23 protein-coding genes are annotated in these 25,076 nt (G+C 65.3%); 6 read left to right on the top strand and 17 right to left on the bottom strand.

The window, feature by feature from the left end:
- Nucleotides 1-65 precede the first annotated feature (65 nt).
- Complete coding sequence (locus ACTZWT_RS04515) at nt 66-1,751, bottom strand: glutamine--tRNA ligase/YqeY domain fusion protein (protein ID WP_444768526.1); 1,686 nt, start codon at nt 1,749-1,751, stop codon at nt 66-68.
- Nucleotides 1,752-2,002: 251 nt separating this feature from the next.
- Here ACTZWT_RS04515 and gltX point away from each other — a divergent pair, with 251 nt between their 5' ends.
- On the top strand, nt 2,003-3,424 hold the full coding sequence (gene gltX / locus ACTZWT_RS04510) for a glutamate--tRNA ligase (RefSeq protein ID WP_444768525.1): 1,422 nt from the start codon (nt 2,003-2,005) through the stop codon (nt 3,422-3,424).
- A 150-nt stretch (nt 3,425-3,574) separates the two neighbouring features.
- Nucleotides 3,575-4,879, top strand: a complete 1,305-nt coding sequence (gltA, locus tag ACTZWT_RS04505; protein WP_444768524.1) for a citrate synthase — start codon at nt 3,575-3,577, stop codon at nt 4,877-4,879.
- A gap of 71 nt (nt 4,880-4,950) precedes the next feature.
- Here gltA and lpxB read toward each other — a convergent pair whose 3' ends face one another.
- From lpxB to ACTZWT_RS04435, 14 genes are all read right to left on the bottom strand, one after another.
- On the bottom strand, nt 4,951-6,165 hold the full coding sequence (gene lpxB, locus ACTZWT_RS04500) for a lipid-A-disaccharide synthase (RefSeq protein ID WP_444769197.1): 1,215 nt from the start codon (nt 6,163-6,165) through the stop codon (nt 4,951-4,953).
- A complete protein-coding gene (locus tag ACTZWT_RS04495) occupies nt 6,165-7,022 on the bottom strand; it encodes an LpxI family protein (RefSeq protein WP_444768523.1) in 858 nt (285 codons plus the stop codon). Before ACTZWT_RS04495 ends, lpxB begins: the two co-directional genes overlap by 1 nt.
- Nucleotides 7,023-7,040: 18 nt before the next feature.
- A complete protein-coding gene (lpxA, locus tag ACTZWT_RS04490; RefSeq protein ID WP_444768522.1) occupies nt 7,041-7,883 on the bottom strand; it encodes an acyl-ACP--UDP-N-acetylglucosamine O-acyltransferase in 843 nt (280 codons plus the stop codon).
- Nucleotides 7,884-7,893: 10 nt separating this feature from the next.
- On the bottom strand, nt 7,894-8,349 hold the full coding sequence (gene fabZ / locus ACTZWT_RS04485) for a 3-hydroxyacyl-ACP dehydratase FabZ (RefSeq protein WP_444768521.1): 456 nt from the start codon (nt 8,347-8,349) through the stop codon (nt 7,894-7,896).
- A complete protein-coding gene (gene lpxD, locus ACTZWT_RS04480; protein WP_444768520.1) occupies nt 8,349-9,428 on the bottom strand; it encodes a UDP-3-O-(3-hydroxymyristoyl)glucosamine N-acyltransferase in 1,080 nt (359 codons plus the stop codon). The genes fabZ and lpxD overlap by 1 nt, the downstream gene beginning before the upstream one ends.
- A gap of 28 nt (nt 9,429-9,456) precedes the next feature.
- The gene (bamA, locus tag ACTZWT_RS04475) at nt 9,457-11,994 is read right to left on the bottom strand and encodes an outer membrane protein assembly factor BamA (protein ID WP_444768519.1); all 2,538 of its coding nucleotides are present in this window, start codon (nt 11,992-11,994) and stop codon (nt 9,457-9,459) included.
- A 168-nt stretch (nt 11,995-12,162) separates the two neighbouring features.
- On the bottom strand, nt 12,163-13,314 hold the full coding sequence (gene rseP / locus ACTZWT_RS04470) for an RIP metalloprotease RseP (RefSeq protein WP_444768518.1): 1,152 nt from the start codon (nt 13,312-13,314) through the stop codon (nt 12,163-12,165).
- Between the two features lie 44 nt (nt 13,315-13,358).
- A complete protein-coding gene (gene dxr, locus ACTZWT_RS04465) occupies nt 13,359-14,582 on the bottom strand; it encodes a 1-deoxy-D-xylulose-5-phosphate reductoisomerase (protein ID WP_444769196.1) in 1,224 nt (407 codons plus the stop codon).
- Between the two features lie 4 nt (nt 14,583-14,586).
- Entirely contained in the window at nt 14,587-15,429 is an 843-nt protein-coding gene (locus ACTZWT_RS04460; RefSeq protein ID WP_444768517.1) for a phosphatidate cytidylyltransferase, read from the bottom strand.
- A 5-nt stretch (nt 15,430-15,434) separates the two neighbouring features.
- Complete coding sequence (locus tag ACTZWT_RS04455) at nt 15,435-16,193, bottom strand: isoprenyl transferase (RefSeq protein ID WP_444768516.1); 759 nt, start codon at nt 16,191-16,193, stop codon at nt 15,435-15,437.
- A gap of 213 nt (nt 16,194-16,406) precedes the next feature.
- Nucleotides 16,407-16,970, bottom strand: a complete 564-nt coding sequence (frr, locus tag ACTZWT_RS04450) for a ribosome recycling factor (protein ID WP_322517038.1) — start codon at nt 16,968-16,970, stop codon at nt 16,407-16,409.
- A 61-nt stretch (nt 16,971-17,031) separates the two neighbouring features.
- Complete coding sequence (gene pyrH / locus ACTZWT_RS04445) at nt 17,032-17,748, bottom strand: UMP kinase (RefSeq protein ID WP_444768515.1); 717 nt, start codon at nt 17,746-17,748, stop codon at nt 17,032-17,034.
- Between the two features lie 84 nt (nt 17,749-17,832).
- Nucleotides 17,833-18,759 (bottom strand): translation elongation factor Ts, encoded by a 927-nt coding sequence (gene tsf / locus ACTZWT_RS04440; protein WP_444768514.1) that lies wholly within the window; start codon nt 18,757-18,759, stop codon nt 17,833-17,835.
- A gap of 129 nt (nt 18,760-18,888) precedes the next feature.
- The gene (locus ACTZWT_RS04435; protein ID WP_444768513.1) at nt 18,889-19,890 is read right to left on the bottom strand and encodes a 30S ribosomal protein S2; all 1,002 of its coding nucleotides are present in this window, start codon (nt 19,888-19,890) and stop codon (nt 18,889-18,891) included.
- A gap of 319 nt (nt 19,891-20,209) precedes the next feature.
- On the opposite strand from ACTZWT_RS04435, the gene ACTZWT_RS04430 reads away from it, so the two are divergent.
- Nucleotides 20,210-21,082 carry a DUF2147 domain-containing protein gene (locus tag ACTZWT_RS04430; protein ID WP_444768512.1) on the top strand — a complete coding sequence of 291 codons (873 nt, stop codon included), beginning with the start codon at nt 20,210-20,212 and terminating at the stop codon, nt 21,080-21,082.
- 101 nt (nt 21,083-21,183) lie between these two features.
- Here ACTZWT_RS04430 and ACTZWT_RS04425 read toward each other — a convergent pair whose 3' ends face one another.
- Together ACTZWT_RS04425 and ACTZWT_RS04420 are read right to left on the bottom strand one after the other, a co-directional pair.
- On the bottom strand, nt 21,184-21,591 hold the full coding sequence (locus tag ACTZWT_RS04425) for a (R)-mandelonitrile lyase (RefSeq protein ID WP_444768511.1): 408 nt from the start codon (nt 21,589-21,591) through the stop codon (nt 21,184-21,186).
- Nucleotides 21,592-21,612: 21 nt separating this feature from the next.
- Nucleotides 21,613-22,326: a ribonuclease activity regulator RraA gene (locus ACTZWT_RS04420; protein WP_444768510.1), complete on the bottom strand. Its 714-nt coding sequence runs from the start codon at nt 22,324-22,326 to the stop codon at nt 21,613-21,615.
- A gap of 220 nt (nt 22,327-22,546) precedes the next feature.
- On the opposite strand from ACTZWT_RS04420, the gene pxpB reads away from it, so the two are divergent.
- Genes pxpB through ACTZWT_RS04405 form a run of 3 tightly spaced genes read left to right on the top strand, consistent with a single transcriptional unit; the run spans nt 22,547 to nt 25,066 of the window.
- Entirely contained in the window at nt 22,547-23,275 is a 729-nt protein-coding gene (gene pxpB, locus ACTZWT_RS04415) for a 5-oxoprolinase subunit PxpB (RefSeq protein WP_444768509.1), read from the top strand.
- The gene (locus tag ACTZWT_RS04410) at nt 23,272-24,279 is read left to right on the top strand and encodes a biotin-dependent carboxyltransferase family protein (protein WP_444768508.1); all 1,008 of its coding nucleotides are present in this window, start codon (nt 23,272-23,274) and stop codon (nt 24,277-24,279) included. Before pxpB ends, ACTZWT_RS04410 begins: the two co-directional genes overlap by 4 nt.
- Before the next feature lie 22 nt (nt 24,280-24,301).
- A complete protein-coding gene (locus ACTZWT_RS04405; protein WP_444768507.1) occupies nt 24,302-25,066 on the top strand; it encodes a LamB/YcsF family protein in 765 nt (254 codons plus the stop codon).
- Nucleotides 25,067-25,076 lie beyond the last annotated feature (10 nt).

The raw sequence follows: 25,076 nt of genomic DNA, 5'->3' as shown, positions 1-25,076 counted from the left end.
CAAACAGCGCGGCGCCGAGACTGGAACAGATCAGTATCGCCGGCAACAATCGCCGGCGGTTAGCGTCAGGTTTTACCGCCGACTTCCTTGGCGAAGGTATCGCGTAGCCCGATGGTGCGATTGAACACCGGCCTGTCGGGGGTGGAATCCCGGTCGCGGACGAAATAACCCTGGCGCTCGAACTGCACCGGCTCGGCCGCGTTGCTCGCCGCCACCTCCGGCTCGACACGGGCGTCGGTCAGCACTTCGAGCGACTGCGGATTGAGGTCGGCGGCGAAGTTCGCAGCACTCGGCGCCGGATTGGCGAACAGCTGATTGTAGACGCGGATTTCCGCCGGCACCGAGGACGCCGCCGGCAGCCAGTGCATCGTCGCCTTGACCTTGCGGCCGTCCGGCGCGTTGCCGCCGCGGGTTTCGGGATCGTAGGTGCAGCGCAGCTCGACGATCTCGCCGGCGTCGTTCTTCACCACCTCGCGGCACCTGATGAAATACGCGTAGCGCAGCCGCACTTCGGTGCCGGGAGACAGCCGGAAGAACTTTTTCGGCGGGTTCTCCATGAAGTCGTCCTGCTCGATATAGAGCTCGCGACCGAAGCTGATCTTGCGGGTGCCGGCGGAGGGATCGTCGGGGTGATTGATCGCGTCGAGCTCTTCGCTCTGCCCTTCGGGATAGTTCTCGATCACCACCTTCAGCGGCCGCAGCACCGCCATCCGGCGCTGTGCGGTGCGGTTCAGCTCCTCGCGGATGCAGAATTCCAGCATGCCGACATCGACCACGCTGTTGGCCTTGGCGACGCCGATGCGCTTGACGAATTCGCGGATCGCCGCCGGCGGCACGCCGCGTCGCTTCAGCCCGGCCATCGTCGGCATCCGCGGGTCGTCCCAGCCCGCGACATGGCCGCCGCGGACAAGCTCCGTCAGCACCCGCTTCGACAGCAGCGTGTAGGTGATGTTGAGCCGCGCGAATTCATACTGCTTCGGCTGCGACGGCACCGGCAGCTTCGACAAAAGCCATTCGTAGAGCGGCCGGTGGTCCTCGAATTCCAGCGTGCAGATCGAATGCGTGACGCCCTCGATCGCATCCGACTGGCCATGCGCGTAGTCGTAGCTCGGATAGATGGACCATTTGTCGCCGGTGCGCGGGTGATGCGCATGCAGGATGCGATACAGCACCGGGTCGCGCAGATTGATGTTGCCGGACGCCATGTCGATCTTGGCGCGCAGCACGCGCGCGCCGTTCGGAAACTCGCCGGCCTTCATGCGGCGGAACAGATCGAGATTCTCCGCGACCGAGCGATCGCGGAACGGGCTGTTCTTGCCCGGCTCGGTCAGCGTGCCGCGTGCCTCGCGGATTTCGTCCTGCGACTGGTCGTCGACATAGGCGTCGCCGTTCTTGATCAACAGTTCGGCCCAATCGTAGAGCCGATCGAAATAATCCGAGGCGAAGAACATGTGCTCGCCCCAGTCGAAGCCCAGCCAGCGCACGTCGGCCTGAATCGAATCGATATATTCCTGCTCTTCCCTGGTCGGGTTGGTGTCGTCGAACCGCAGATTGCAGCGTCCACCGAATTCCTGGGCGATGCCGAAATTCAGCGCGATCGACTTGGCGTGCCCGATATGCAGATAGCCGTTCGGCTCCGGTGGGAACCGGGTCACGATTTCGCGGTGCCTGCCGGCCTCGAGATCGGCCTGGACGATATCGCGAATGAAGTCGCGCCCTGCCTCGCCCGTCGCTGCGTCTGCCGTCGTCATCAATCGATCTTTCTGCCTGGAAGCGTTTTCGAGCGAAGCGGATGCCGGCTCGCGCAAAGAAAACGCGTCGAAAAAAGAGTCTGGAGCTCCGGATCGATCAGAACCGGCGCTCTGGTCGGAACCCGAAGCGGTATCTGCCAAATCCGGCGCCCCGCGCCAACCCCCGGGAGCCGCGCGGACCACTTTAGTTATGCCCCGATCCTGCTATACACCCTCCGCGCCGCTCCGGCGCGCTCCAATCCAAGTCCAGAATGACCCGACCCGTCGTCACCCGCTTCGCGCCCTCGCCCACCGGCTTCCTCCATATCGGAGGCGGCCGCACCGCTCTGTTCAACTGGCTGTACGCGCGCAAGCACGGCGGCAAGATGCTGCTGCGAATCGAAGACACCGACCGGCAGCGGTCGACCCAGCCGGCGATCGACGCCATCCTCGACGGGCTGAAATGGCTCGGCATCGAATGGGACGGCGACACCGTCTACCAGTTCGCCCGGGCCGCGCGGCATCGCGAGGTCGCCGAGCAATTGCTGGCTGAAGGCAAGGCCTATCGCTGCTACGCGACCGCCGAGGAATTGACGGCGATGCGCGACAAGGCCCGCGCCGAGGGACGCTCCAAATTGTACGATGGCAGCTGGCGCGACCGCGATCCGGCCGACGCGCCGCCGGACATGAAGCCGACGATCCGGCTCAAGGCGCCGCTCGACGGCGAGACCGTGATCGAGGATCAGGTTCAGGGCCGCGTGGTCTGGCAGAACGAGAACCTCGACGACTTGGTGCTGCTGCGCGGCGACGGCACCCCGACCTACATGCTCGCCGTGGTGGTCGACGATCACGACATGGACGTCACCCATGTGATCCGCGGCGACGACCATCTAATCAATGCCGCGCGGCAGAAGCAGATCTACGATGCGATGGGATGGGAACTGCCGGTGATGGCGCACATCCCGCTGATCCACGGCCCGGACGGATCGAAGCTGTCGAAGCGCCACGGCGCGCTCGGCGTCGACGCCTATCGAGCGATGGGGTACCTGCCGGCGGCGCTGCGCAACTACCTGGTGCGGCTCGGCTGGAGCCACGGCGATCAGGAAATATTCTCCACGCAAGAGATGATCCACGCGTTCGACCTGGCGGCAATCGGACGGTCGGCGGCGCGGTTCGATTTCGCCAAGCTGGAAAGCCTCAACGGCCATTACATCCGCCAGACCGACGATCAATCTCTCGTGACTCTGCTGGAAGATCTGCTGCACTACGTGCCGCAGGGACCGGCGATCGCCGCCAAACTCACCGACACCACCCGCGCCCAGCTCACGCAGGCGATGCCGGGGCTGAAGGAGCGCGCCAAGACGCTGCTCGAACTGCTCGACAATGCCGGCTTCATCTTCGCCGACCGGCCGCTCGCGGTCGATGCCAAGGGTCAGGCGGTACTGACGCCGGAAACCCGCGCCCTGATTGGCCGTCTGCGGGCCGCTCTGGCGGACGTCTCGCCGTGGACCGCGGCGACCGCCGAGGCGGCCATGCGGACGTTCGCCGAACAGACCGGACTGAAGCTCGGCGCGGTTGCGCAACCGTTGCGCGTGGCACTGACCGGGCGGACCACGTCACCGGGGATTTTCGACGTTCTGGCGGTGCTGGGGCGCGAGGAATGCCTGTCCCGGCTCGCCGACCAGGCCGCGTAGCGCCCCCTCGGGATCGGGGCCCGGAGAGCCCGTCTTGCGGTGCACACTGCAATAAGCTACGCATTCCAGTGCGCTTTTAGGCCAACCAGTCTCGCTCGCATCTTCGATGCGTCGCCGCTGGTTTCGACAACGAACATCGGGGACCACACGATGGACGCAACGACTAACAATAAGACAGCAACGCTCACGGTTGGAAACAACACCTACGATCTTCCCATTCTGACCGGAACGGTGGGCCCCGATGTCGTCGACATCGGCAAGCTTTATGCCCAGGCCGGATTGTTCACCTACGATCCGGGCTTCACCTCGACGGCAAGCTGCCAGTCCAAGATCACGTACATCGATGGCGATGCGGGTATCCTGGAGTACCGGGGTTATCCGATCGAGCAACTCGCCCAGCAGGGCGACTTCCTCGAGACCTGCTATCTGCTGCTGTATGGCGAGCTCCCGACCAAGGAGCAGAAGGACGATTTCGACCTGCGCATCACCCGGCACACCATGGTGCACGAGCAGATGGCGCGGTTCTTCCAGGGCTTCCGCCGCGACGCGCACCCGATGGCGGTGATGGTCGCGTCGGTCGGCGCGCTTGCCGCGTTCTATCACGACTCGACCGACATCAACGATCCCAAGCAGCGCATGATCGCGTCGATGCGGATGATCGCGAAGATCCCGACGCTGGCGGCGATGGCCTACAAGTACTCGATCGGCCAGCCGTTCGTGTATCCGAAGAACTCGCTCTCCTTCGCCGGCAACTTCCTGCACATGTGCTTTGCGGTGCCGTGCGAGGAGTTCAAGGTCAACCCGGTTCTTTCGGCGGCACTCGACAAGATCTTCACGCTGCACGCCGACCACGAGCAGAACGCCTCGACCTCGACGGTGCGGATCGCCGGCTCCTCCGGCGCCAACCCGTTCGCCTGCATCGCGGCCGGCATCGCCTGCCTGTGGGGCCCGGCGCATGGCGGCGCCAACGAAGCGGCGCTGGCGATGCTGAAGGAGATCGGCTCGGTCGACAACATCCCCGAGTTCATCACCAAGGTGAAGGACAAGAATTCGTCGGTGCGGCTGATGGGCTTCGGCCACCGCGTCTACAAGAACTACGATCCGCGCGCCAAGATCATGCAGCAGGTCTGCCACGAAGTGCTGGCCGAAACCGGCCATCACGGCGACCCGCTGTTGAAGGTGGCGATGGAGCTCGAGAAGATCGCCCTCAGCGATCCGTACTTCATCGACCGCAAGCTGTACCCGAACGTCGATTTCTATTCGGGCATCACGCTGAAGGCGATGGGCTTCCCGACCGACATGTTCACCGTGCTGTTCGCGGTGGCACGCACCGTCGGCTGGATCAGCCAGTGGAGCGAGATGATCGAGGATCCGCAGCAGAAGATCGGCCGTCCGCGCCAGCTCTTCACCGGCCACACCCGCCGGGAATATGTCGGAATCGACAAGCGCGGCTGATCTTTCAGCCCGCATTGCAATGCTTCAGGACCGGCCTCGCGCCGGTCCTTTGCGTTTTGGGTCGCGAAGATTCAGCGGCGGGGCTTGTCCAGTTCCGCCACCACGACGTCGGCCGCGCGGACACTCGGCGTCTGTGCGCCGGTCGACATGATGTCGTCGATCCGGGCGAAGGCCGCGAGCTGTCGCGCGCGCACCGGCGTGTCGGACAGCACCTCGCGCAGCGCCGGCACCAGCTTCTCCGGCACGCAGTCTTCCTGGATGAATTCCGGAATGACGTTGTCGCCGACCACGAGATTGGCGAGGATCACCGAGGCCGAGCGGACCACGCGCTTGCCGATCCACGCCTCCATCGCGCCGGCCTTGTAGACCGCCACCATCGGCACATGCGCCAGTGCCAGTTCGAGCGTCACCGTCCCGGACTTGGCGAAGGCCGCGCGCGCGATCCGGAACGCCGCCTTCTTGTCGGCATCGCCGACCACGATCCGCGGCTGCACCGGCCATTCGCGCACGCCGGCCTCGACCGCCTCGCGCAGATGCGGCACCGTCGGCAGGATCAGTTCGAGATCGCCGTGCTCCGCCTGCAGCCGCCTCAGCGTCTCACCGAAAACCGCCATCTGGTGAAAGATCTCGCTGCGCCGGCTGCCCGGCAGCACCACCAGCACCGGCGGCTCGGCGTCGCGCCGCGCCTGCTCCGTGAGGTTCGGGCGCAGCTGGGCGATCTGCTCGGTCAGCGGATGGCCCACATAGGTGCAGGGCGGGCCCTGCAGCCTGCGATATTCCTCCGGCTCGAACGGCAGCAGCGCCAGCACGTGATCGACATAGCGGCGCATCGCGCGGGCGCGGCCGGGCCGCCACGCCCATACCGTCGGCGACACGTAGTTGACGATCGCAATCGACGGGTCGCGCGCCCTGACCCGTCGCGCGACGCGGTGCGTGAAGTCCGGACTGTCGATGATGATCAGCATGTCCGGCTGGGCGAGAAGCACGGCCTCAGCCGTGCTGCGGATCCGGCGCAGAATCGAGGGCAGCCGCCGGACCACGGCCGAGATCCCCATGATCGACAGTTCCTCGATCGGAAACAGCGAGACCAGCCCCTGCTCCGCCATCGCCCGTCCACCGACGCCCTCGAACACGACGCCGTCGCCGAGCCGCTGCTTCAGCGCCCGCATCAGCGCCGCGCCGAGCCGGTCGCCGGATTCCTCCGTGGCGATCACGAACAAACTACGCACCGCGCGTTGGGTCACCGCATCTTGGGTCACCGCGCCTTGGGTCGATGTCGCGACCATCATTCAAGCACCCCCGTCACGAACAGGCCGGCCTTGTCGGCGGCTGCGATCATCGCCTGCGGCTCGGCGACCAGCGTGTTGCCGGCGGCGACGGCGATCCCCCCGAGCCCGGCAGCGGCCACGCCTTCGATGGTGCGCGGGCCGAGCGTCGGCAGATCGAAACGCAGGTCCTGTCCACGTTTCGGCGCCTTCACCAGCACGCCGCGGCCGGCCCTGGCGGCGATCTTCCCCTGCGTCCGCAGACGCGCCAGATTGGCCAGCAGCGCATCGGTGCCGCCGATGTCCTCGACCGCCACCACATGGCCGTCGATCACGATCGCGGCCTGGCCGATGTCGAACGGGCTCAGCGCCGCCAGCACAGCCCGGCCCCTGGCAATGTCGGTGCGATGTCCGGCGTCGGGTGCCGCCCTTGTCAGTTCACCCGGCGGCATCAGCAATTCCGGCGCGACATCCTTGACGCCGCAGAGCCGGAAGCCTTCGCCCTCGAAGATCCGGCCGATGCTGGTGAGCAAATGATCGTCGCCGCCGCGATACGCCGCCATGACGCTCGGCAGCACGCGGAACGCGCCCCAGTCGAGCCGGACCGACGTCAGCGAGGGCCGCACCACAGAGCCGATGAACATCACGTCGTGGCAATCCGCGGCGCGCAGCAGCCGCTTCAGGCGGCCGTATTGGCCGATCGAGATCCAATGGTGCCGGAATCGCTCGATCGCTGTCGGATCGCAGAAGCCGCGCAGCCCGATCAGCAGCGGCGTCATCTGTCGCGCCTGCACCGCATCCGCTACCGCGAACGGCAACACGCCGCCGCCGGCGATGACGCCGACGACCGCGCCGATCTGTGGCCCGGAAGCGGTCATCGCGCGACCGCTGCTGGTTCAGCTGTCGTCGGAATCGTTGTCGTCACCGCTGCGGGTGCCGTCCGCCACCGTGCACAGCGGCCGACGCCGCTTGCCGAGGCGCTTGCCGTCGTCGATGAAGGCAATGATCTCCGCGATCGCCGGATCCTCGACGGTCCGCGGTCGCACTCGCTCGAGCCGTTCGGCGAGCGAGCCCGGGCTGTAGAACAGGTCTTTGAAGAACGAGCGAACAAGGTTGAGCCGCTCCCTGGTGAATTTGCGCCGGCGCATGCCGACGATATTCAACCCTTCGAGCCGCGCATAGATGCCGGCGGCGAGCGCGTAGGGAATGACGTCGTCGCGCAGCCCGCTGATGCCGCCGATCATCGCCTGCGCGCCGACGCGGGTGAACTGCTGCAGCACGGTCATGCCGCCGATGAAGGTATAATCGCCGATCTCGCAATGCCCGCCGAGCGTCGCCGCATTGGCGAAGATGACGTCGTTGCCGACGATGCAGTCGTGGCCGACATGGCTCGCGGCCATGAAGAAGCCGCGGTCGCCGACACGGGTGACGCCGCCGCCGCCGACCGTGCCGGTGTTCATCGTCACGTTCTCGCGGATGGTGCAGCCGCTGCCGATCAGGAGCTGCGTCGGCTCACCCTTGTAGCCGGTCGATTGCGGTGCGCCGCCGAGCGAGGCGAACGGGTGGATCGTGCAGCTCTCGCCGATCGCGGTGTGGCCGGTGAGGTTGACGTGGCCGATCAGCCGGGTGCCGGCGCCGATGCTGACATGCGGGCCGACGGTGCAGAACGGCCCGATCGTCACGTCGTCGCCGATCACGGCGCCGTCTTCAATTCGCGCGGTTGGGTCGATGCTGCTCATGAAATCCGGTTCAATCCGTCAGCATCGCGCCGACGTCGGCTTCCGCGACGGTCTGGCCGTCGACGATCGCATCGCCGTGGAACCACCACATCGTCTTGCGGCGGCCGATGCTCTTCATGTGATACTCGATCGTATCGCCCGGCAATACCGGCTTGCGGAACTTGCACTTGTCGATGGTGAGGAAATACACCGCGCGCGGCTTCTCGGTGCCGGTCACCGACATGATCCCGATGACGCCGGCGGTCTGCGCCATGCCCTCGATCATCAGCACGCCGGGAAACACCGGCCGCTCAGGGAAATGCCCCTGAAACGCCGGCTCGTTGAAGGTCACGTTCTTGACGCCGATGCCGCTGTGGTCCTCGCGGATGTTCTTGACGCGATCGATCAGCAGGAAGGGAAAGCGGTGCGGCAGGGTCTTGAGGATGGTGTTGATGTCCACATTCTCGAAACGTATCGGCGATTCCATCAGCCCCGGTCCTCATCTTTTCCATCGTCGGACTTCGGCGCCGCGCCCGCTCCGCCCCGCATCAGTCGCTCGACCGCGATGATCTCCCGGAACCAGTGCTTGGTCGGCTTCGCGAAGAACCCGCCCCAGCGCTCGCCGGCGGGGACACTGTCCTTGACCGCGCTCATCGCGGTGATCTGCGCACCGTCGCCGATCGTGACGTGATTGTTGACGCCGACCTTGGCGCCCAGCGCGACGTTGTCGCCCAGCGTCAGGCTGCCGGCAAGGCCGCATTGCGCCGCGATCACACAATGTCGACCAATTGTTACGTTGTGGCCGACCTGCACCTGATTGTCGATCTTGGTGCCTTCGCCGATCACCGTATCGCGCAGGCCGCCCCGATCGACGGTGGTGCCGGAGCCGATCTCGACGTCGTTCTGGATGATCACCCGCCCGACCTGCGGCACCTTCTGATGGGTTTGGGCGAAGATGAAGCGGAAGCCGTCCTGCCCGATGTGACAACCGGGGTGGATCAGAACGTTGTTGCCGATCAGCGCGAACTGGATGGTGGTGTTGGCGCCGACATTGCAGTCGCGCCCGATCTTGACGCCGCTCGCGATCACGGACCCCGCCCCGATCACGCTGCCCGCGCCGATCTCGACATCAGGCCCGATGACAGCCAGCGGATCGACGATCACGCCGTCCTCGAGCCGGGCGGTGGGATGGATGACGGCCGATGGAGCGATGCCTGTGCTGCCGAAACCCGACAGCGGCCGCATCGCGTCTTCATGGATGTGCCGCGCATAGGTCACGAACGCCCGGATCGGGCTCTTCACCCGCAGCACGGCCACGTGTGACGGCACCCGGCTCTCATAACGCTCCATCACCAGGCAGGCCCCGGCGTGGGTCTGCTCCAGTTCGGCGACGTATTTGAGGTTCTCGAAAAAGCCGAGATGCATCGGACCCGCCTCGTCGAGCGAGGCGATGCCGGTGATGACGCGGTCGCCCTGGGAGGGGTCGACCAGCTCAGCCTTCGTCAACGCGGCAATTTCAGCCAACGTCGACGAAGGACGCGGTTTGAAGAACAAAGTCGAGGTCATCCTGCGGTCGCAGTCCCGACCGCGGGACTTAGAACGAAGTCCCGCCGCCGAATTTGAATTCCTGGACGCGGTCGTACTTGCCCTTGGTGATCGGGATTGCGTAGTCGAACCGCAGCGGACCGAACGGCGAGGCCCAGATCAGGCCGACACCGACGGAGGTGCGGACCAGATTGGTGTCGTCGTAGTTGAGGCCGGCGCAGGTGCCGATCGAGGTCTGGCTCGCCGGCGTACAGCCGGGCGTGTTGACTTCGTTGGTGAGCGTCCACGACGTCGGGCCCTTGTAGTCGAACAGCGAACCGGCGTCGGCATAGACGGCGCCCTTGAGCCCGACTTCCTTCGGCAGGAACCAGAACGGCATCTGCAACTCGACCGATGCGCCCCAGTAGTTGGTGCCGCCGAGCGCGTCGCCGCCGTAGCCGTAGAAGGCATACTGGCCGATGTCGCGCGGACCGATACCGTTCGGCGCGAAGCCGCGGACCAGGTTCGGACCCATCTGGAAGTGGTCGAGCATGCGCAGCTGGTTGCCACCATACGTGCTGAGATTGCCGGCCTGGAGGTGGACGATGCCGACCAGATCCGAAACCAGCGGCGTGTAGTACTTGGCATCGAACGCCGACTTCAGGAACTTCACGTCGCCACCGACGCCGGCGAAGTCCTGGCGGAAGTCGACCAGCAGACCGTTGGTCGGGTTCCGGGTGTTGTCCAGCGTGTTGTAGGTCAGGGTGTAGCCGACCGAAGAGGTCCAGTAGGCGCCGTTGGACAGGCCGATGCGGACCGGCAGCGAGGCTTCGCCGTCGCCGTAGCAGCCGAGCGCGCCGTAGCCGGTGTTGTTCGGGTTGCCGGCAGCGATGAACTGCGGAGTCGGGAAGTAATTCGCGTTACCAATATTGTTGTTACAGTTGTTCAGGTACGACGGCAGCGTGATTTCCTGCCGGTACAGCGAATAGCGCAGCTGCAGGGTCAGGTCTTCACGCAGGGCGAAGCCGAGCCGCGGGCTGATGCCGAGCGTCTTGGTGCCGTACGAGATGTAGCTGTTGGCGAGCTGTTCGCGCTGATACAGGTCGAGGCCGAGCGCGACGCGGTAGTCGAGCAGATAGGGCTCGACCAGCGACAGCGAATAGCCGCGGGCGTACTGGCCGTATTGCACGGTCGCCTTGGCGAACAGGCCGCGACCGAGGAAGTTGCGCTCCGAGACGCTGACTTCGCCCATCGCACCGTTGCTGGTGGAATAGCCGCCCGAGACCGAGAAGTCGCCGGTCGATTTCTCTTCGAGATTGACCACCAGGATGACGCGGTCACTCGACGAGCCGGGCTCGGTCGAGATCTTCACGGACTTGAAGAAATCGAGGTTCTTCAGCCGGCGCTCGGCACGATCGACCAGCGCGCGGTTGTAGGCATCGCCTTCGGCGATATCGAACTCACGCCGGATGACGTAATCGCGGGTCCGGGTGTTGCCGACCACATTGATCCGCTCGATGTAGACGCGGGCGCCCTCCTCGATCGAAAACACGATCGAGACGGTATGGGAGTCGAAATTACGGTCGCCACGCGGTCGCACGACGGCAAACGCATAGCCGCGACGCGACATCTCGATCTGCATTTCCTCGACGGACTTCTCGAGCGCCTCGGCGTTATACAGCGAACCGACATTCACCCGCGAAAAGCTGCTCAGCGAATTGGCATCGAAATTCGGAATGGTGGATTCGAAATTCACCGACCCGACGCGATATTGCTGACCTTCCTCGATCTTGAAGGAGACCAGGAAGCCCTTCCGCTCCGGATCGTATTCGGTCAGCGCGGCCACCACCTGCACGTCGGCATAACCGTTCTTCAGATAGAAGCGCCGGATCAGATCGCGGTCGGCCTCGACCCGATCCGGATCGTAGACGTCGCCCGAGCCGAGGAAGCTCAGCAGGTTGGACTCGCGGGTCTTGATGACGTCCTTCAGGCGGTAGGAGGAGAACGCCTGGTTTCCGATGAACTCGATCGATTTGACGCCGGTCTTGGCGCCTTCGTTGACGACGAACACCAGATCGACGCGATTGTTCGGCTGTTCGATGATCTGAGGATCGACGCGAACGTCGTAACGGCCGGACCGGCGATAGATTTCCGCGATCCGCAGCGCGTCGGACTGAACCATCGGGCGCGACAGCGTACCACGCGGCTTCGACTGGATTTCAGCCGAGAGTTGCTCGTCCTTGATCTTCTTGTTGCCCTCGAAAGCGAGCCGGCCGATTACCGGGTTTTCCACGACGCTGACGACGAGGCGTCCGCCGCCGCCCTGATTGATCCGGACGTCCTGGAACAGCCCCGTTTCGATCAGCGCCTTGAGGCCGTCGTCGATGCTGCCCTGGTCGAGCCGGCCGCCTGGGCCCGGCTTGAAGTAGGAGCGAATGGTATCGGCTTCGACCCGGCGGTTGCCCTCGACCTGGATCGAGGAGGCAGACTGCGCGGCCGCAGGCGACGCCGTCAATACAGCGGTCGCCGTCGTGGCGACCGGTACGGCGAAAAACACCAGGGTGGCAGCAAGAAGTCCCCCCCGCAACAATCGCATTCCAGCATTCATGCGCAACGCGCCCTTGTCATTCCAGTGCCGACGCGCAGCCCCCGCGGCGGCAGAATCCCCAACTTGCCTTGCTTGTAGACAATTTTGCCGAGCCGGCAAACGTCCATTCGCAGTGCGATTTCAATTTCGTTCCAATACGTTGCCCATCGGCCACGTTCAGGTTCCGCGCTACGATGAGGCCAGGTGCAGGATATCGTTGTAGGTCGCGAAAACCATCAACATCAGCACCAGTCCCAGCCCTATCCGGAAGCCCACTTCCTGCGCCCGCTCCGACAACGGACGGCCGCGGACGGCTTCGATGGCATAGAACATCAGGTGGCCGCCATCGAGCAGAGGGACCGGAAACAGGTTGAGCAACCCGATCGAAATCGACAGCACCGCCGCCAGATGGAGCAGCGGGGTGAAGCCGATGGTCGCGACCTGTCCAGAGATCTGCGCGATTCGCAACGGACCGCCGAGTTGGTCGGCCGCCTCGCGGCCGGCAAACAGGCCGCCGATATAGGAGAAGGTCCGGTCGACGACGAACCAGGTCTCCTTGATCCCCATCCAGAAGGCCGCCGGCGGATTCAACCGCTCGGTGGTGACCTCATTGGCAGCGGTCGAGCGGCTGATGCCCAGAATGCCGAGGCGCTGGGCATTGCCGAACCGGTCCTTGATCTCGCGAAGCTCAGGCGTCGCCTTCAGCTCGACGATTTCGGAACCACGCTTGACCGTGAAATTCAACTCGCGCCCGGCCTCGATACTGACGGTGCGCTGCATCTCCTGAAAGTTCTGAATCGCGCTTCCGTCGATGGCCACCACGACGTCGCCCGGCTTGAACCCGGCCGCCTCGGCCGCGCTACCCGGCTGGATGTTGTCGACCCGGGCCGACGTGCTCGGGACGCCGAACACCGAAAACAGGAAGGTGAACAGCACCACCGCCAGGATGAAATTGGCCAGGGGCCCGGCGACGACGATCGCCGCGCGCGGCCCCACCTTCTTATGGTGGAAGCTGACCGAGCGCTCCGCCTCGCTCATCTTCGACAGCGATTCACTGGAAGGCGTGCTGGCCTCGCTCTCATCGCCGAAGAACTTCACATAGCCGCCGAGCGGGATCGCAGACAGTTTCCAGCGGGTTCCGTGACGGTCATTGAATCCGGCGATCTCCGGACCGAAACCCAGCGAGAAAGTCAGTACCCTGACACCATTCCAGCGTGCGACCAAAAAATGGCCGAGCTCGTGGAAGAACACAACGATCGTCAACACAAACAGAAAGGGTACCACGTAACCCACGATTCCGTGGCTCAACGTGTTGAACCCATTCATAAAAAGATCGGCCATCCCATTCCTCTCAAGCAGAACCGACGGCCCTGTTCCCCAATGCTCTAGGATGCCTTTGCGGCAATTTGAGGCAATAGGGTGGCAGCCATTTTTCGCGCGTTATGGTCAACGGCGATGGCATCGTCGGCGCTGCTGAGCGGCGCCAGATTGCCGGCGCGGATCCACCCGTTGAGGGTGTCCTCGACCAGCCGGGCGATCGCCCCGAACCTGATCTTCTGGGCGATGAAGGCGGCGACCGCGATCTCGTTGGCCGCGTTGTACACGGTGGTCGCGCCGTTGCCGGCGCGCAGCGCATCATAGGCCAGCCGCAGGCCCGGGAACCGCTCGAAATCCGGGGCCTCGAACGTCAACTGGCCGATCTTGGCGAGGTCCAGCCGCGCGGCGCGACCGACGATCCGGTCCGGCCAGCCAAGGCAATGCGCAATCGGGATCCGCATGTCGGGAGCGCCGAGCTGCGCCACCACCGAATGGTCGGCGAATTCGACCATGCCGTGAACGATCGACTGCGGATGCACCAGCACGTCGATCTCATCCGGAGACAGCGCGAACAGGTAGGACGCCTCAATCACCTCGAGGCCCTTGTTCATCATCGAGGCCGAATCGATGGTGATCTTCTGGCCCATGCTCCAGTTCGGATGCTTCAGCGCCTGTGCCAGCGTCGCCTGCTCGATGTCGGCGGCGGACCAGGTCCGGAACGGCCCGCCCGAGGCGGTGATGATCACGCGGGTCAGCTCATGGCGGTTGCCCGAGGCCAGGGCCTGGAACAGCGCATTGTGCTCGGAATCGGCCGGCAGAATACACGCTCCCGAGGCGACCGCCCGGCTCATGAAGAAATCCCCGGCGCAGACCAGGCACTCCTTGTTGGCCAGCGCCACCGTGGCGCCGCGATCGACCGCCGCCAAAGCAGGCTTCAACCCGGCCGCACCGCTGATCGCGGCCATCACCCAGTCGGCGGGCCGCGATGCGGCCTCGATTACCGCGCTCTCGCCTGCCCCATAGGCAATGTCGGTTCCGGCCAGCGCGGCGCGCAATTCCCCGAGCCGGGCCGGATCGGCCACCGCGACGAATCTGGCGTTGAACTCCTTCGCCAGCTTGGCGAGACCCGCCACGTTGGCGTTGCCGGTTAGAGCCTCGACCCGATATTTCTCCGGGGCGGCGCGCAGCAGGTCCATCGTGCTGTCGCCGATTGAACCGGTCGCGCCGAGGACGGTGATGCCGCGCACGCCATCATGGGCGGCGTCGGTATTTTTCAAAGGGACTGCACTCATCGGATCACCACACCATAAGACCGCGGCCAATACCATCCAGCGATCCACGCGACAGCCCGATGACAGCGGCCAGCGCCACCGCCGCGACATAGCCGTCGAGCCGGTCGAGCAGCCCGCCATGGCCAGGGATGATGTGGCTGGAATCCTTGACGCCGAACCGTCGCTTGACCGCGGATTCGAACAGGTCGCCGAGTTGAGAAACTGCTGAAAGAACCGCCGCCATGATCAGCAACGGAAAGATCTTTCCAAACCCTGACAGCGCGAAACCAAGCCCGACCAGGAGACTCAGGACCATGCCGCCGATGGCACCCGCCCAGGTCTTTTTCGGGCTGACGCGCGGCCACAGCTTCGGGCCTCCGATGCTGCGGCCAGCAAAATAGCCGCCGATGTCGGTGCCCCAGACGATCAGGAAAATCAGGATCAGCGCAGGAAACCCGTAGTCCGGGTCGAGTCGCACCAGGATCGATGCGATTAGCGCGATTGCCGCGTAGCCGAGCCCGGTGGTGGTCCAGCGCCGAGGCTGATCGCCCAGCACTGCCAAACCGCCGACGCCGAGCACGGCCGCCAGTATCGCCGGCCCCGGTTTGCCGAACATCAGCCCGATTCCGCAAACCAGCAGCGTCAGACAGCCGATCACCAGCACCCGAAAATCACGCGCGGCGCCCACGATCGACAGCCATTCGAGGAAAAGGCCGATGGCGACGGCGGTGGCGAGCACAACCCATGCCCAGCCGCCGAAATAAGCGATTGCGATCGCGGCCGGCGCCAGCACGAGGGCCGCGGCGACGCGCAACAGGAAATTCCGGGAGCCCTGCTCGGCTGCCGGTGCCGCGTTGTCCTGGCTCACGCGCGTCACGATCCTGTTTTCGCGGCCAAGCCGCCAAAGCGGCGCTCGCGCCGGGCAAATTCGGCGATCGCGCCTTCCAGCGCGGCCTTGTCGAAGTCCGGCCAGTGGATCGGCACGAACACAAGTTCACTGTAAGCCGCCTGCCACATCAGGAAATTCGACAATCGTTGCTCTCCGCTGGTGCGGATGATCAGGTCGGGATCGGGAATGTCGGGGGCGTCGAGATAGCGGCCGAGCGTCTCGATATCGATCGTCGCCGGATCGCGCTTGCCCTCGGCGACCTCGCGCGCCAGCCGCTGGGCGGCGTTGGCGATCTCCTGCCGGGAGCCGTAATTGAAGGCGACCACCAGATTGAGCTTGGTATTGTCGCGCGTGAGTTCCTGGGCCTCGTCGAGCATCGCGCACAGATCGCGATCGAGCCGGTCGCGTTCGCCGATCACCCGGACGCGCACGCCGTCGCGGTGCAGGGACGCCAGATCGTTCCGGATGAAGCGCCGCAGCAGGCCGAACAGATCGCCGATCTCGCTCTTCGGCCGGGCCCAGTTTTCCGAACTGAACGAGAAGATGGTCAGGTACCGGATGCCGATCTCGTTCGCCGCCCGGACGACGCGGCGGAGCGCCTCGACGCCGCGGCGATGTCCCTCGGCCCGCGGCAGGCCGCGCGCGGCGGCCCAGCGGCCGTTGCCGTCCATGATGATGGCGACATGGGCCGGGATGACGGGAGGATCCGACCGGTCAGTCGCGGTGGCGGCAGCTTTCGACATAGGCCAATTCCCGAAGCGTCATCCCGCGAAGACGTACCCGTTCGCTGCCAGAAATATTTCCAGATCAATAAGTTATGATAGCTTCGATCACAAGTCTGGATACCGCCATCGTCGTACTAGGCCTGATTCTCTCACCGCCGCGAATGCATTTTGCCCGACTGTGATCCGGCTGAAGCCGCCCCCGGCGCGCTAGGCGGCGCCGAAGCGGGAAATCTAGACGGTCAGGATTTCCTTTTCCTTGCTCGCGAGCAACTGATCGATTTCGGAAATCGCGCTGTCGGTCGCCTTCTGCACTTCCTGATCCAGCCGTTTCTGATCGTCCTCAGAGATCTCGTGAGCCTTTTCCAGCTTCTTGATCGTATCGAGGCCGTCGCGGCGGACGTGGCGGACCGCGACGCGCGCCGCTTCGGCGTATTTGTGCGCGACCTTCACGAGTTCCTTGCGGCGGTCCTGATTGAGCTCGGGAATCCGCAGCCGCAACACCTGGCCCTCGGTGGCCGGGCTGAGCCCCAGATTGGAGTCGACGATCGCTTTTTCGACCGCTCTGACCATCGACTTGTCCCACACCTGCACCGACAGCAGTCGCGGCTCCGGCACCGTGACGGTGGCGAGCTGATTGAGCGGCATGTGGGTGCCATAGGCGTCGACCTGGACCGGCTCCAGCATCGAGGCCGCAGCGCGGCCAGTGCGCAGGCCGCCGAGCTCGTGCTGCAAAGCTTGCGACGCGCCCTGCATCCGGCGCTTCAAATCATTGATGTCGAACTTCTCGGACTGCATGCCAGTCACTCCTTCTAGAACTCTGAATGCTCATTGCCGAGCGCATCGCGGCGCCCAAATATCAACCGGCCACGACGGTGGCCCTGCCCGCTCCGCCCAACACGGCGCCGATCGATCCCGGCTCGGCGATGGAGAACACGATGATAGGTAGCGAAGTCTCGCGAGCAAGCGCGAAAGCCGTCGCGTCCATGACCTTGTAACCGCCGGCGAGCGCTTCAGAGTGCGTCAGCCGCTCGAACCGCTTCGCGTTCGGATCGCGCTTCGGGTCCGCGGTGTAAACGCCATCGACATTCGTCGCCTTCAGCACCGCTCCCGCGCCGATCTCGGCAGCGCGCAGAACGGCGGTGGTGTCGGTGGTGAAAAACGGGTTGCCGGTGCCGCCGGCGAGCAGCGCGATGCCGCCATCGTCAAGCGTCTGCTGCGCCGCCGAGCGGGTATAGAGGTCACAGACTTCGGGCATCAGCAGCGCGGAGAATGTTCGGGCGGCCTGGCCGTGGCGACGCAGCGCTTCGGCGAGCGCAAGACAGTTCATCACCGTCGCCAGCATACCCATGGTGTCGCCGGTCGGGCGCGACACGCCGCGCGCAGAGACTTCGACGCCGCGGAAGATGTTGCCGCCGCCGACCACGACGGCGATCTCGACGCCGAGACCGCGAGCCGCGATCAGGTCGCCGGCGACGCGATCGATGGTGGGCTGATCGATGCCGTAATGCTGAGGGCCGGCGAAATACTCGCCCGATAGCTTGACCACCACACGACGATAGATCGGCTCACCCATGATGCGGTCGCGTCCCCGGTGGGTTCGCTCCCGGCCGGAACGGCCGGGAGTCCGTCTCGTGAAAAGCGATTACTTCTGGCCCAATTACTTCTGACCGGAGACCGCGGCGACTTCGGCCGCGAAGTCCGAGGTCTGCTTCTCGATGCCTTCGCCGAGCGCGTAGCGGACGAAGCCCGTGATCTTGATCGGCGCGCCGACCTTGCCCTCGGCTTCCTTGACCGCCTGACCGACGGCCTTGCCCTTCTCGTCGTGGATGTAGGCCTGCTCGAGCAGGCAGACTTCCTTGTAGTAGGTCTTCAGGCCGTTCTCGACGATCTTCTCGATCATGTTCTCCGGCTTGCCCTGCTGGCGATACTTGTCGGCCATCACCTCGCGCTCGCGGCGGACGACGTCCGGGTCGAGCCCGGCCGGATCCAGCGCCTGCGGATTGGCGGCGGCGACATGCATCGCGAGCTGGCGGCCGAGCGCGGCCAGTTCATCAGCCTTGCCGGCGGATTCCAGCGCGACGATCACACCCATCTTGCCGGCGCCGTCGATCACCGCGCCGTGGACGTAGCTCGCGACCACGCCCTGCGACACTTCCAGCGCGGCGGCGCGACGCAGCGTCATGTTCTCGCCGATGGTGGCGATCGCGTCGGAGATCGCGCCCGCAACGGTCGAGGAGCCGACCGGCGCGGCGTTGATCGCGTCGACGTCGGCGCCGACCTTGAGCGCGACCTGGGCGATCATCTTGACCAGGCCCTGGAACTGCTCGTTGCGCGCGACGAAATCGGTCTCGGAATTGACTTCGATGACGACGCCCTTGACGCCGTCGGTCAGGGCGCCGATCAGGCCCTCGGCGGCGACGCGGCCGGCCTTCTTGGCGGCCTTCGACAGGCCCTTCTTGCGCAGCCAGTCGACCGCGGCGTCCATGTTGCCGTCGTTCTCGGCGAGCGCCTGCTTGCAGTCCATCATGCCGACGCCGGTGGTCTCGCGCAGCTCCTTGACCATCGCTGCAGTAATCGTTGCCATGCTCGTAGTCCTTTGCCTGTCAGGGCGTGTCGCGCGGCTGGAGCCCGCGGCACGCGATCAGGAATTTCATTGCAGATTCTGACGACGGAAGAACGTTGCGGCCGGATATCCCGGCCGCAACGTCTCGCATTACTCCGCCTCGGCGATCAGCCCCTTGGCCTGGGTGACCCAGCCGTCGGCGCGGCCCGGCAGTCCGACTTCTTCGCCGATCTGGTGGGCGGTGCTCTGGTCGAGCTCGGCCAGCTGCCAGAAATGGAAGATGCCGAGGTCGTTGAACTTCTTCTCGATGTCGCCGGACACGCCGGCGAGCTTCTTGAGGTCGTCCGGCGTGCCGCGCGGACCCGAGAGCCCCTGGAAGCCGGTGGTGGCCTGCGTCACCGCCGGCAGGTCTTCGCGCAGCGGACGGGACGCCGCGCCGATGTCCATGCCGGAATCGCCCTGGGCGCGCGAGATGCCGTCGATCACCGCGCGCGCGATGAGGTCGCAATACAGCGTGATGGCGCGGCCGGCGTCGTCATTGCCGGGCACCAGGTAGGTGATGCCCTTCGGATCGCAATTGGTATCGACGATCGCTGCGACCGGGATGCCGAGCCGTTGGGCCTCCTGGATCGCGATGTCTTCCTTGTTGGTGTCGATCACGAAGATCAGGTCCGGCAGGCCGCCCATGTCCTTGATGCCGCCGAGCGAGCGGTCGAGCTTGTCGCGCTCGCGCTGCAGCGTCAGCCGCTCCTTCTTGGTGTAGGCATTGGCGTCGCCCGAGTTCAGCACGTCGTCGAGGTGACGCAGCCGCTTGATCGAACCGGAGATCGTCTTCCAGTTGGTCAGCGTGCCGCCGAGCCAGCGCGAATTGACGAAGTACTGCGCCGAACGCTTGGCGGCGTCGGCGACGGCATCCTGCGCCTGCCGCTTGGTGCCGACGAACAGTACGCGACCGCCCTTGGCGACGGTGTCGCTGATCGCCTGCAGCGCGCGGTGCATCAACGGCACGGTCTGCGCGAGATCGATGATGTGAATGTTGTTGCGGGCGCCGAAAATGTACTCGGCCATTTTCGGGTTCCAGCGGTGCGACTGGTGACCAAAGTGCACGCCAGCTTCGAGCAGCTGACGCATCGTGAATTCAGGAATCGCCATAGGTTTATTCTCCGGTTGTTCCTCCGGAAGCGTGTGAGCAAGGGGCGTTTGGACAGGACAATCCTGCCTTGCGGCCCGGTGCCACCGGACGGCGTTTAAGCCATGCTTCCGTGTGAGATGGCGCGGGTTATAGCCGGATTCCCCGATAACGCAAGGCGTCGCGCCTCGACTGTCGCCCCTCGCACCTCCCGCACGGCCGGCGTGCTTGAACCTTTGCCCGGTGCCGACGTCTCATCTTCAATGCGTGACCTGTCTCACGCTGGGAAGCTTCGTCCGGGTGCAGACTGGCATGAGCTCCACGCGAGTCCAGGAGGAAGTCATGAAGAGGTTCATCGCGCTGATGGCGCTGATGGTGACGAGCACCGTGGCCCAGGCCGGCGACACCTATTCGTTCGACATCGGCGGCCGCACGATCCGGATCGAAAAGCCGCGGGATTGCGATGATGCGTCCTGCGTCTCCGTCTCGATCCCCGGCGTTTACGAATCCGGACCGAAGCGCGCCAAGCGTTCACGGGCCGAACGGGAGGACGCGGGCGACGACATCCACAACGACCGGAAGCCGGCGCAGGAGACCCGCAAGCCGCTCGGCCAGCCCGAACTCGCGCCGAAGGGCACCGCCGCCGCCCGGGAACCGACCGGCACGCCTTCCCAAGTCTCGGCTCCCCAAGTCTCGGCACCCCAAGTCTCGGCTCCCCAGGTCTCGCCGCCTCCCCCGCCCGTTCCCGCAACGACCGCAAGCCGCCCGGCGGAAGCCGCCCCAGAGACGAAGCCGGCTGCCGCCGCAGCCGAGCCGCAGAACGAGAGTCCAGCGACGAAGGCGCCAGCCCCGGTGGTCGCAGCCGTGCCGCCGTCAGTGCCGGCGCAGAACCAGACTGCGCCTTCGCTCGACAAGGTGTCGCCCCTTGGCGTCTGGCTGACGGAAGAAAAAGAGGGCAAGATTCGGATCGAGCCGTGCGGTGCGCATCTTTGCGGCTACTCGGTCAACGCCAAGTCGAACCAGAACGGCGAGAAGATCCTGATCAACATGAAGCCGGGCGGCGACAACAAATGGAGCGGTCGGATCTACGATCCGAAAAGCGGAAGCAGGTATGACTCCACGATCGCCCTGAGGGGGGCAGATCGACTGAAGGTACAGGGTTGCGCCTTCGGCGGCATGTTCTGCGGAGGCCAGGTCTGGAGTCGCGTCGAATGACCGACGGTCGGCGCACCATCCTGATCTGAAGGCCTAGCTGTTCTAAAGGCTTAGCCTGTCAGGACGTCACGAGCATTTGCACGTTGGTTCAGCGGTTTCCATTAAGCCGATGGCATTTCTGCATAATCCGCATCGGTCACGTGTTCCATCCAGGTCGCGAAGCTGCCATCGAGCGCTTCCTGCATCGCGATGTGGGTCATGCCGTTGGTCGGCGACGCCCCGTGCCAATGCTTCTCGCCCGGCGGTATCCAGACGACGTCGCCGGCCCGTATTTCCCGGACCGGCCCGCCCTCGGTCTGAATCCGGCCGACGCCGGTGACGACATACAGCGTCTGGCCGAGCGGATGGGTGTGCCAGGCCGTCCGCGCGCCGGGTTCGAACGCCACCCGGGTTGCCGCGAGCCGCGCCGGTGCCGGCGCGGAGACGATCGGGTCCTGCCAGACAGTCCCGGAAAAATACTCTTTCGGCGCCCGCTGGGTCGGCCGCGAACCGGCTGCGAAGATATCCATGTCTGCCCCTCTGCGGTTTGGTTATGCCTTGCCGGCCTTCTCCTTGAACGCGGCATAGCGGGCCTTGGTTTCGGCGTTCATCGGATACAGCCCCGGCAGCACCGCGCCGTTGTTGACCTCCTCGACGATCCACCCTTCCATCCGCTCCTGCTCCGGGCCTTCGGCCAGCACGTGGTCGAGCAGCGCCTGCGGGATCAGCACCACGCCGTCCTGATCGACGACGATGATGTCCTTCGGGAACACGGCGACCCCGCCGCAGGCGATCGGCTCGCCCCAGCCGACGAAGGTGAGACCGGCGACGGACGGCGGCGCCGCAGCGCCGTTGCACCACACCGGCAGCCCGGTGCCGAGCACGCCTTCGAGATCGCGCACCACGCCATCGGTCACCAGCGCCGTCATGCCGCGCTTCACCATCCGCGCGCACAGAATGTCGCCGAACACGCCGGCGTCGCTGACGCCCATCGCATCGATCACCGCGATGCAGCCTTCCGGCATCGCCTCGATCGCCGCGCGCGTCGAGATCGGCGAGGCCCAGGATTCGGGCGTGGCGAGGTCTTCGCGCGCCGGCACGAAGCGCAGCGTGAACGCCTCGCCGACCAGCCGCGGCTGACCCGGCCGCAGCGGCCGCGCGCCGCGCAGCCAGACATTGCGCAGACCCTTCTTCAGCAACACCGTGGTGATGGTCGCGGTCGACACGCGCGCGAGGGTGGCAATGGCGTCGGGGGTCAGGGACATGGACACGCAGCTCCTTGAGAGATTTGCGCCGCATCTTGCTGGCGCGACCTCCGCCGTCAAGCCGCATGCCGCGCGCGGCAGCCCTTCGCGAACGACTGATCATTACACCTTATCGCCCGTCCCGACAGATTGTTATCGCCAACACAATGAGTAGGAAGTGATTTTCACGCGCGCGCAAAACAGGCTATGGCTGAGTTCGCACTGATGAGATCTCAGGGATATGGCGCTCACCCCTCCACGCATGCTGCCGAGCGGCGACGCCGCGATCACCGTCGATTTCGGTCGCGAGATCAGCACGCAGGCCAATCAGCGCGTGCTTGCACTCGACGCCATTCTGGCACGTCACGCGATCGCCGGCGTGCGGGAGACGGTGCCGACCTATCGGTCACTACTGGTCCACTACGACCCGGAGCAGATCGGCTTTACCGCCCTCGCTGAGCAGTTATCCGCGCTGGCGCTGTCGTATGTGGAAACGGAAACCACCGCGAAGCGGCGCTGGCGAATTCCAGTTTGCTATGGCGGCGAAAACGGGATCGATCTCGAGGACGCCGCGACTGCGCTGCAGATCACACCGGACGATCTCGTCGCACGCCACGCCGGGGGCACGTACCGCGTCGCGATGATCGGCTTTACGCCGGGCTGGTCGTATCTGTCCGGCCTCGATCCGGCACTCGCCATTCCGCGGCGGCAGGCGCCCCGCCTGCTGACACCCGCGGGCACGATCTCGATCGGCGGGGTGCAGACCGGCGTGCAATGCCTGCCGGGCCCGAGCGGCTGGCATCTGCTGGGGCGCACGCCGGTACGGACTTATCAGTTGCATCGCGATCCGGTCTTCCTGCTCGAGCCTGGAGACGCGATCAGCTTCTTCAGTATCGACACCAGGGAATTCGCCGAACAAAATCGCGCCGCCGAAGACGGCGAAATCGTCGCCGAGTTGTCTGCGTCATGAGTAAGCTCGCGATCGACAGCGTCGGCCCGGCCACCTCCGTGCAGGACGCCGGACGCCACGGCGCGCAGCGCTACGGTCTCACGCCGAGCGGAGCGATGGATCGTTTGTCGCTGGCCGCCGCGAATGTGCTGGTCGGCAACGACGCGTTCGCCGCCGCGATCGAATTGGGGCCGCTCGGCGCATCATTCACCGCGCGCGACGGCGCGGTACGGCTGGCCCTGGCCGGCGCGGAACGCTCCGCCACGATCGGCGACCGCGCGATCGCACTCAACGAATCCTTCCTGCTCGCCGACAGCGAGACATTGACGGTCGGAATCGCACGCAGCCAGGTGTTCAGCTATCTGGCGATCGCAGGCGGCATCGATGGCGAACCGATGTTCGGCAGCCTCGCGGTCAACGCCCGCGCCGGCCTCGGCAGTCCCTACCCGCGGCCGCTGCAATCCGGCGACGTGATCCCGGCCAGGCCAGCAATGCCTGCGCCCGAACGCCGCCTCGATCTGCCGAAGCCGCCCGATGGCCCGATCCGCGTCGTGCTCGGGCCGCAGGACGACGAATTCGGCGACGCCGTCGCGGCGTTCCTCGACGGCGAATGGAAGGTTTCGGCGACCAGCGATCGGATGGGCTACCGTCTCGAAGGTCCCGAGATCCGCCATCTGCACGGCCACAACATCGTCTCCGACGGCACCGTCGACGGAAGCATTCAGGTTCCCGGCAATGGCCAGCCGATCGTGCTGATGCCCGATCGCGGCACCAGCGGCGGCTATCCCAAGATCGCAACCGTAATCACGGCTGATCTCGGACGGCTTGCGCAGCTTCAGCCCGGGCGGCCGTTCCACTTCATCGGGGTGGGGATGGACGAGGCCCAGGCCGCGTATCGCGCGATGGCTGGGCTGATCCGTGCCCTGCCCGACCGGATCGTGGACGCGCAGCATATGGCGCTCGACCTCGACGCGCTGCTCACTGCCAACGTGGCAGGCGCGGTCACCAACGCGCTCGACGCCTGAGATCGTTTCAAGAGGATGTGAGATGAAGATCGATCTGAACTGCGACCTCGGCGAAGGCTTCGGCGCGTGGAGCATGGGCGACGATGCGGCGATGATGCGCATCGCCACCAGCGTCAACGTCGCCTGCGGCTTTCACGCCGGCGATCCGGACATCATGCACAAGACGGTTGCGATGGCGAAGACGCATGGGGTTGCGATCGGCGCCCATCCGGGCTTTCGCGACCTGCACGGCTTCGGCCGCCGCCCGGTGCCTGGCATCACCGCGGCCGAGATCGAAAACCTCGTCGCCTATCAGATCGGCGCGCTGCAGGCGGTCGCATCGCTGGCGGGACACAAGGTCACCCATGTCAAGGCGCACGGCGCGCTGTCGAACGTCGCCTGCGAGGACGACATGACCGCGCGCGCCATCGCTGCTGCGATCAAGGCGGTCGATCCGAAACTGATTTTCGTGGTGCTGGCGAATTCGAAGCTCGTCGATGCCGGCGAAGTGGCCGGCCTGGCGATGGCGCACGAAGTGTTCGCCGATCGCGCCTATGAGGATGACGGCAATCTCGTCTCGCGTCGCAAACCCGGCGCGGTGCTGCACGATCCGGCCGTCATCGCCGAACGGGTGTTGCGGATGGCGCAGGACGGCGCCGTGGTGTCGGTGACCGGCAAGGTGATCAAAATGCGCACCGACACCGTTTGCATTCACGGAGACACCACGGGCGCCGTCGAGATCGCCCGCGGCGTCAGGACGGCGCTCGAGGACAACGGCATCACCGTCGCGCCATTCGCCCGGCAGTGAGCCGATACAC

This window comes from Rhodopseudomonas sp. NSM (assembly GCF_052445935.1).
Taxonomy (GTDB): domain Bacteria; phylum Pseudomonadota; class Alphaproteobacteria; order Rhizobiales; family Xanthobacteraceae; genus Rhodopseudomonas.
This window is presented reverse-complemented; position numbering and strand designations above follow the sequence as displayed.

What these genes read in the sequence shown, in the direction of transcription:
- ACTZWT_RS04515 (WP_444768526.1), bottom strand. Translation starts at nt 1,751, where the DNA reads ATGACGACGGCAGACGCAGCGACGGGCGAGGCAGGGCGCGACTTCATT.
- gltX (WP_444768525.1), top strand. Translation starts at nt 2,003, where the DNA reads ATGACCCGACCCGTCGTCACCCGCTTCGCGCCCTCGCCCACCGGCTTC.
- gltA (WP_444768524.1), top strand. Translation starts at nt 3,575, where the DNA reads ATGGACGCAACGACTAACAATAAGACAGCAACGCTCACGGTTGGAAAC.
- lpxB (WP_444769197.1), bottom strand. Translation starts at nt 6,165, where the DNA reads ATGGTCGCGACATCGACCCAAGGCGCGGTGACCCAAGATGCGGTGACC.
- ACTZWT_RS04495 (WP_444768523.1), bottom strand. Translation starts at nt 7,022, where the DNA reads ATGACCGCTTCCGGGCCACAGATCGGCGCGGTCGTCGGCGTCATCGCC.
- lpxA (WP_444768522.1), bottom strand. Translation starts at nt 7,883, where the DNA reads ATGAGCAGCATCGACCCAACCGCGCGAATTGAAGACGGCGCCGTGATC.
- fabZ (WP_444768521.1), bottom strand. Translation starts at nt 8,349, where the DNA reads ATGGAATCGCCGATACGTTTCGAGAATGTGGACATCAACACCATCCTC.
- lpxD (WP_444768520.1), bottom strand. Translation starts at nt 9,428, where the DNA reads ATGACCTCGACTTTGTTCTTCAAACCGCGTCCTTCGTCGACGTTGGCT.
- bamA (WP_444768519.1), bottom strand. Translation starts at nt 11,994, where the DNA reads ATGAATGCTGGAATGCGATTGTTGCGGGGGGGACTTCTTGCTGCCACC.
- rseP (WP_444768518.1), bottom strand. Translation starts at nt 13,314, where the DNA reads ATGGCCGATCTTTTTATGAATGGGTTCAACACGTTGAGCCACGGAATC.
- dxr (WP_444769196.1), bottom strand. Translation starts at nt 14,582, where the DNA reads ATGAGTGCAGTCCCTTTGAAAAATACCGACGCCGCCCATGATGGCGTG.
- ACTZWT_RS04455 (WP_444768516.1), bottom strand. Translation starts at nt 16,193, where the DNA reads ATGTCGAAAGCTGCCGCCACCGCGACTGACCGGTCGGATCCTCCCGTC.
- frr (WP_322517038.1), bottom strand. Translation starts at nt 16,970, where the DNA reads ATGCAGTCCGAGAAGTTCGACATCAATGATTTGAAGCGCCGGATGCAG.
- pyrH (WP_444768515.1), bottom strand. Translation starts at nt 17,748, where the DNA reads ATGGGTGAGCCGATCTATCGTCGTGTGGTGGTCAAGCTATCGGGCGAG.
- tsf (WP_444768514.1), bottom strand. Translation starts at nt 18,759, where the DNA reads ATGGCAACGATTACTGCAGCGATGGTCAAGGAGCTGCGCGAGACCACC.
- ACTZWT_RS04435 (WP_444768513.1), bottom strand. Translation starts at nt 19,890, where the DNA reads ATGGCGATTCCTGAATTCACGATGCGTCAGCTGCTCGAAGCTGGCGTG.
- ACTZWT_RS04430 (WP_444768512.1), top strand. Translation starts at nt 20,210, where the DNA reads ATGAAGAGGTTCATCGCGCTGATGGCGCTGATGGTGACGAGCACCGTG.
- ACTZWT_RS04425 (WP_444768511.1), bottom strand. Translation starts at nt 21,591, where the DNA reads ATGGATATCTTCGCAGCCGGTTCGCGGCCGACCCAGCGGGCGCCGAAA.
- ACTZWT_RS04420 (WP_444768510.1), bottom strand. Translation starts at nt 22,326, where the DNA reads ATGTCCCTGACCCCCGACGCCATTGCCACCCTCGCGCGCGTGTCGACC.
- pxpB (WP_444768509.1), top strand. Translation starts at nt 22,547, where the DNA reads ATGGCGCTCACCCCTCCACGCATGCTGCCGAGCGGCGACGCCGCGATC.
- ACTZWT_RS04410 (WP_444768508.1), top strand. Translation starts at nt 23,272, where the DNA reads ATGAGTAAGCTCGCGATCGACAGCGTCGGCCCGGCCACCTCCGTGCAG.
- ACTZWT_RS04405 (WP_444768507.1), top strand. Translation starts at nt 24,302, where the DNA reads ATGAAGATCGATCTGAACTGCGACCTCGGCGAAGGCTTCGGCGCGTGG.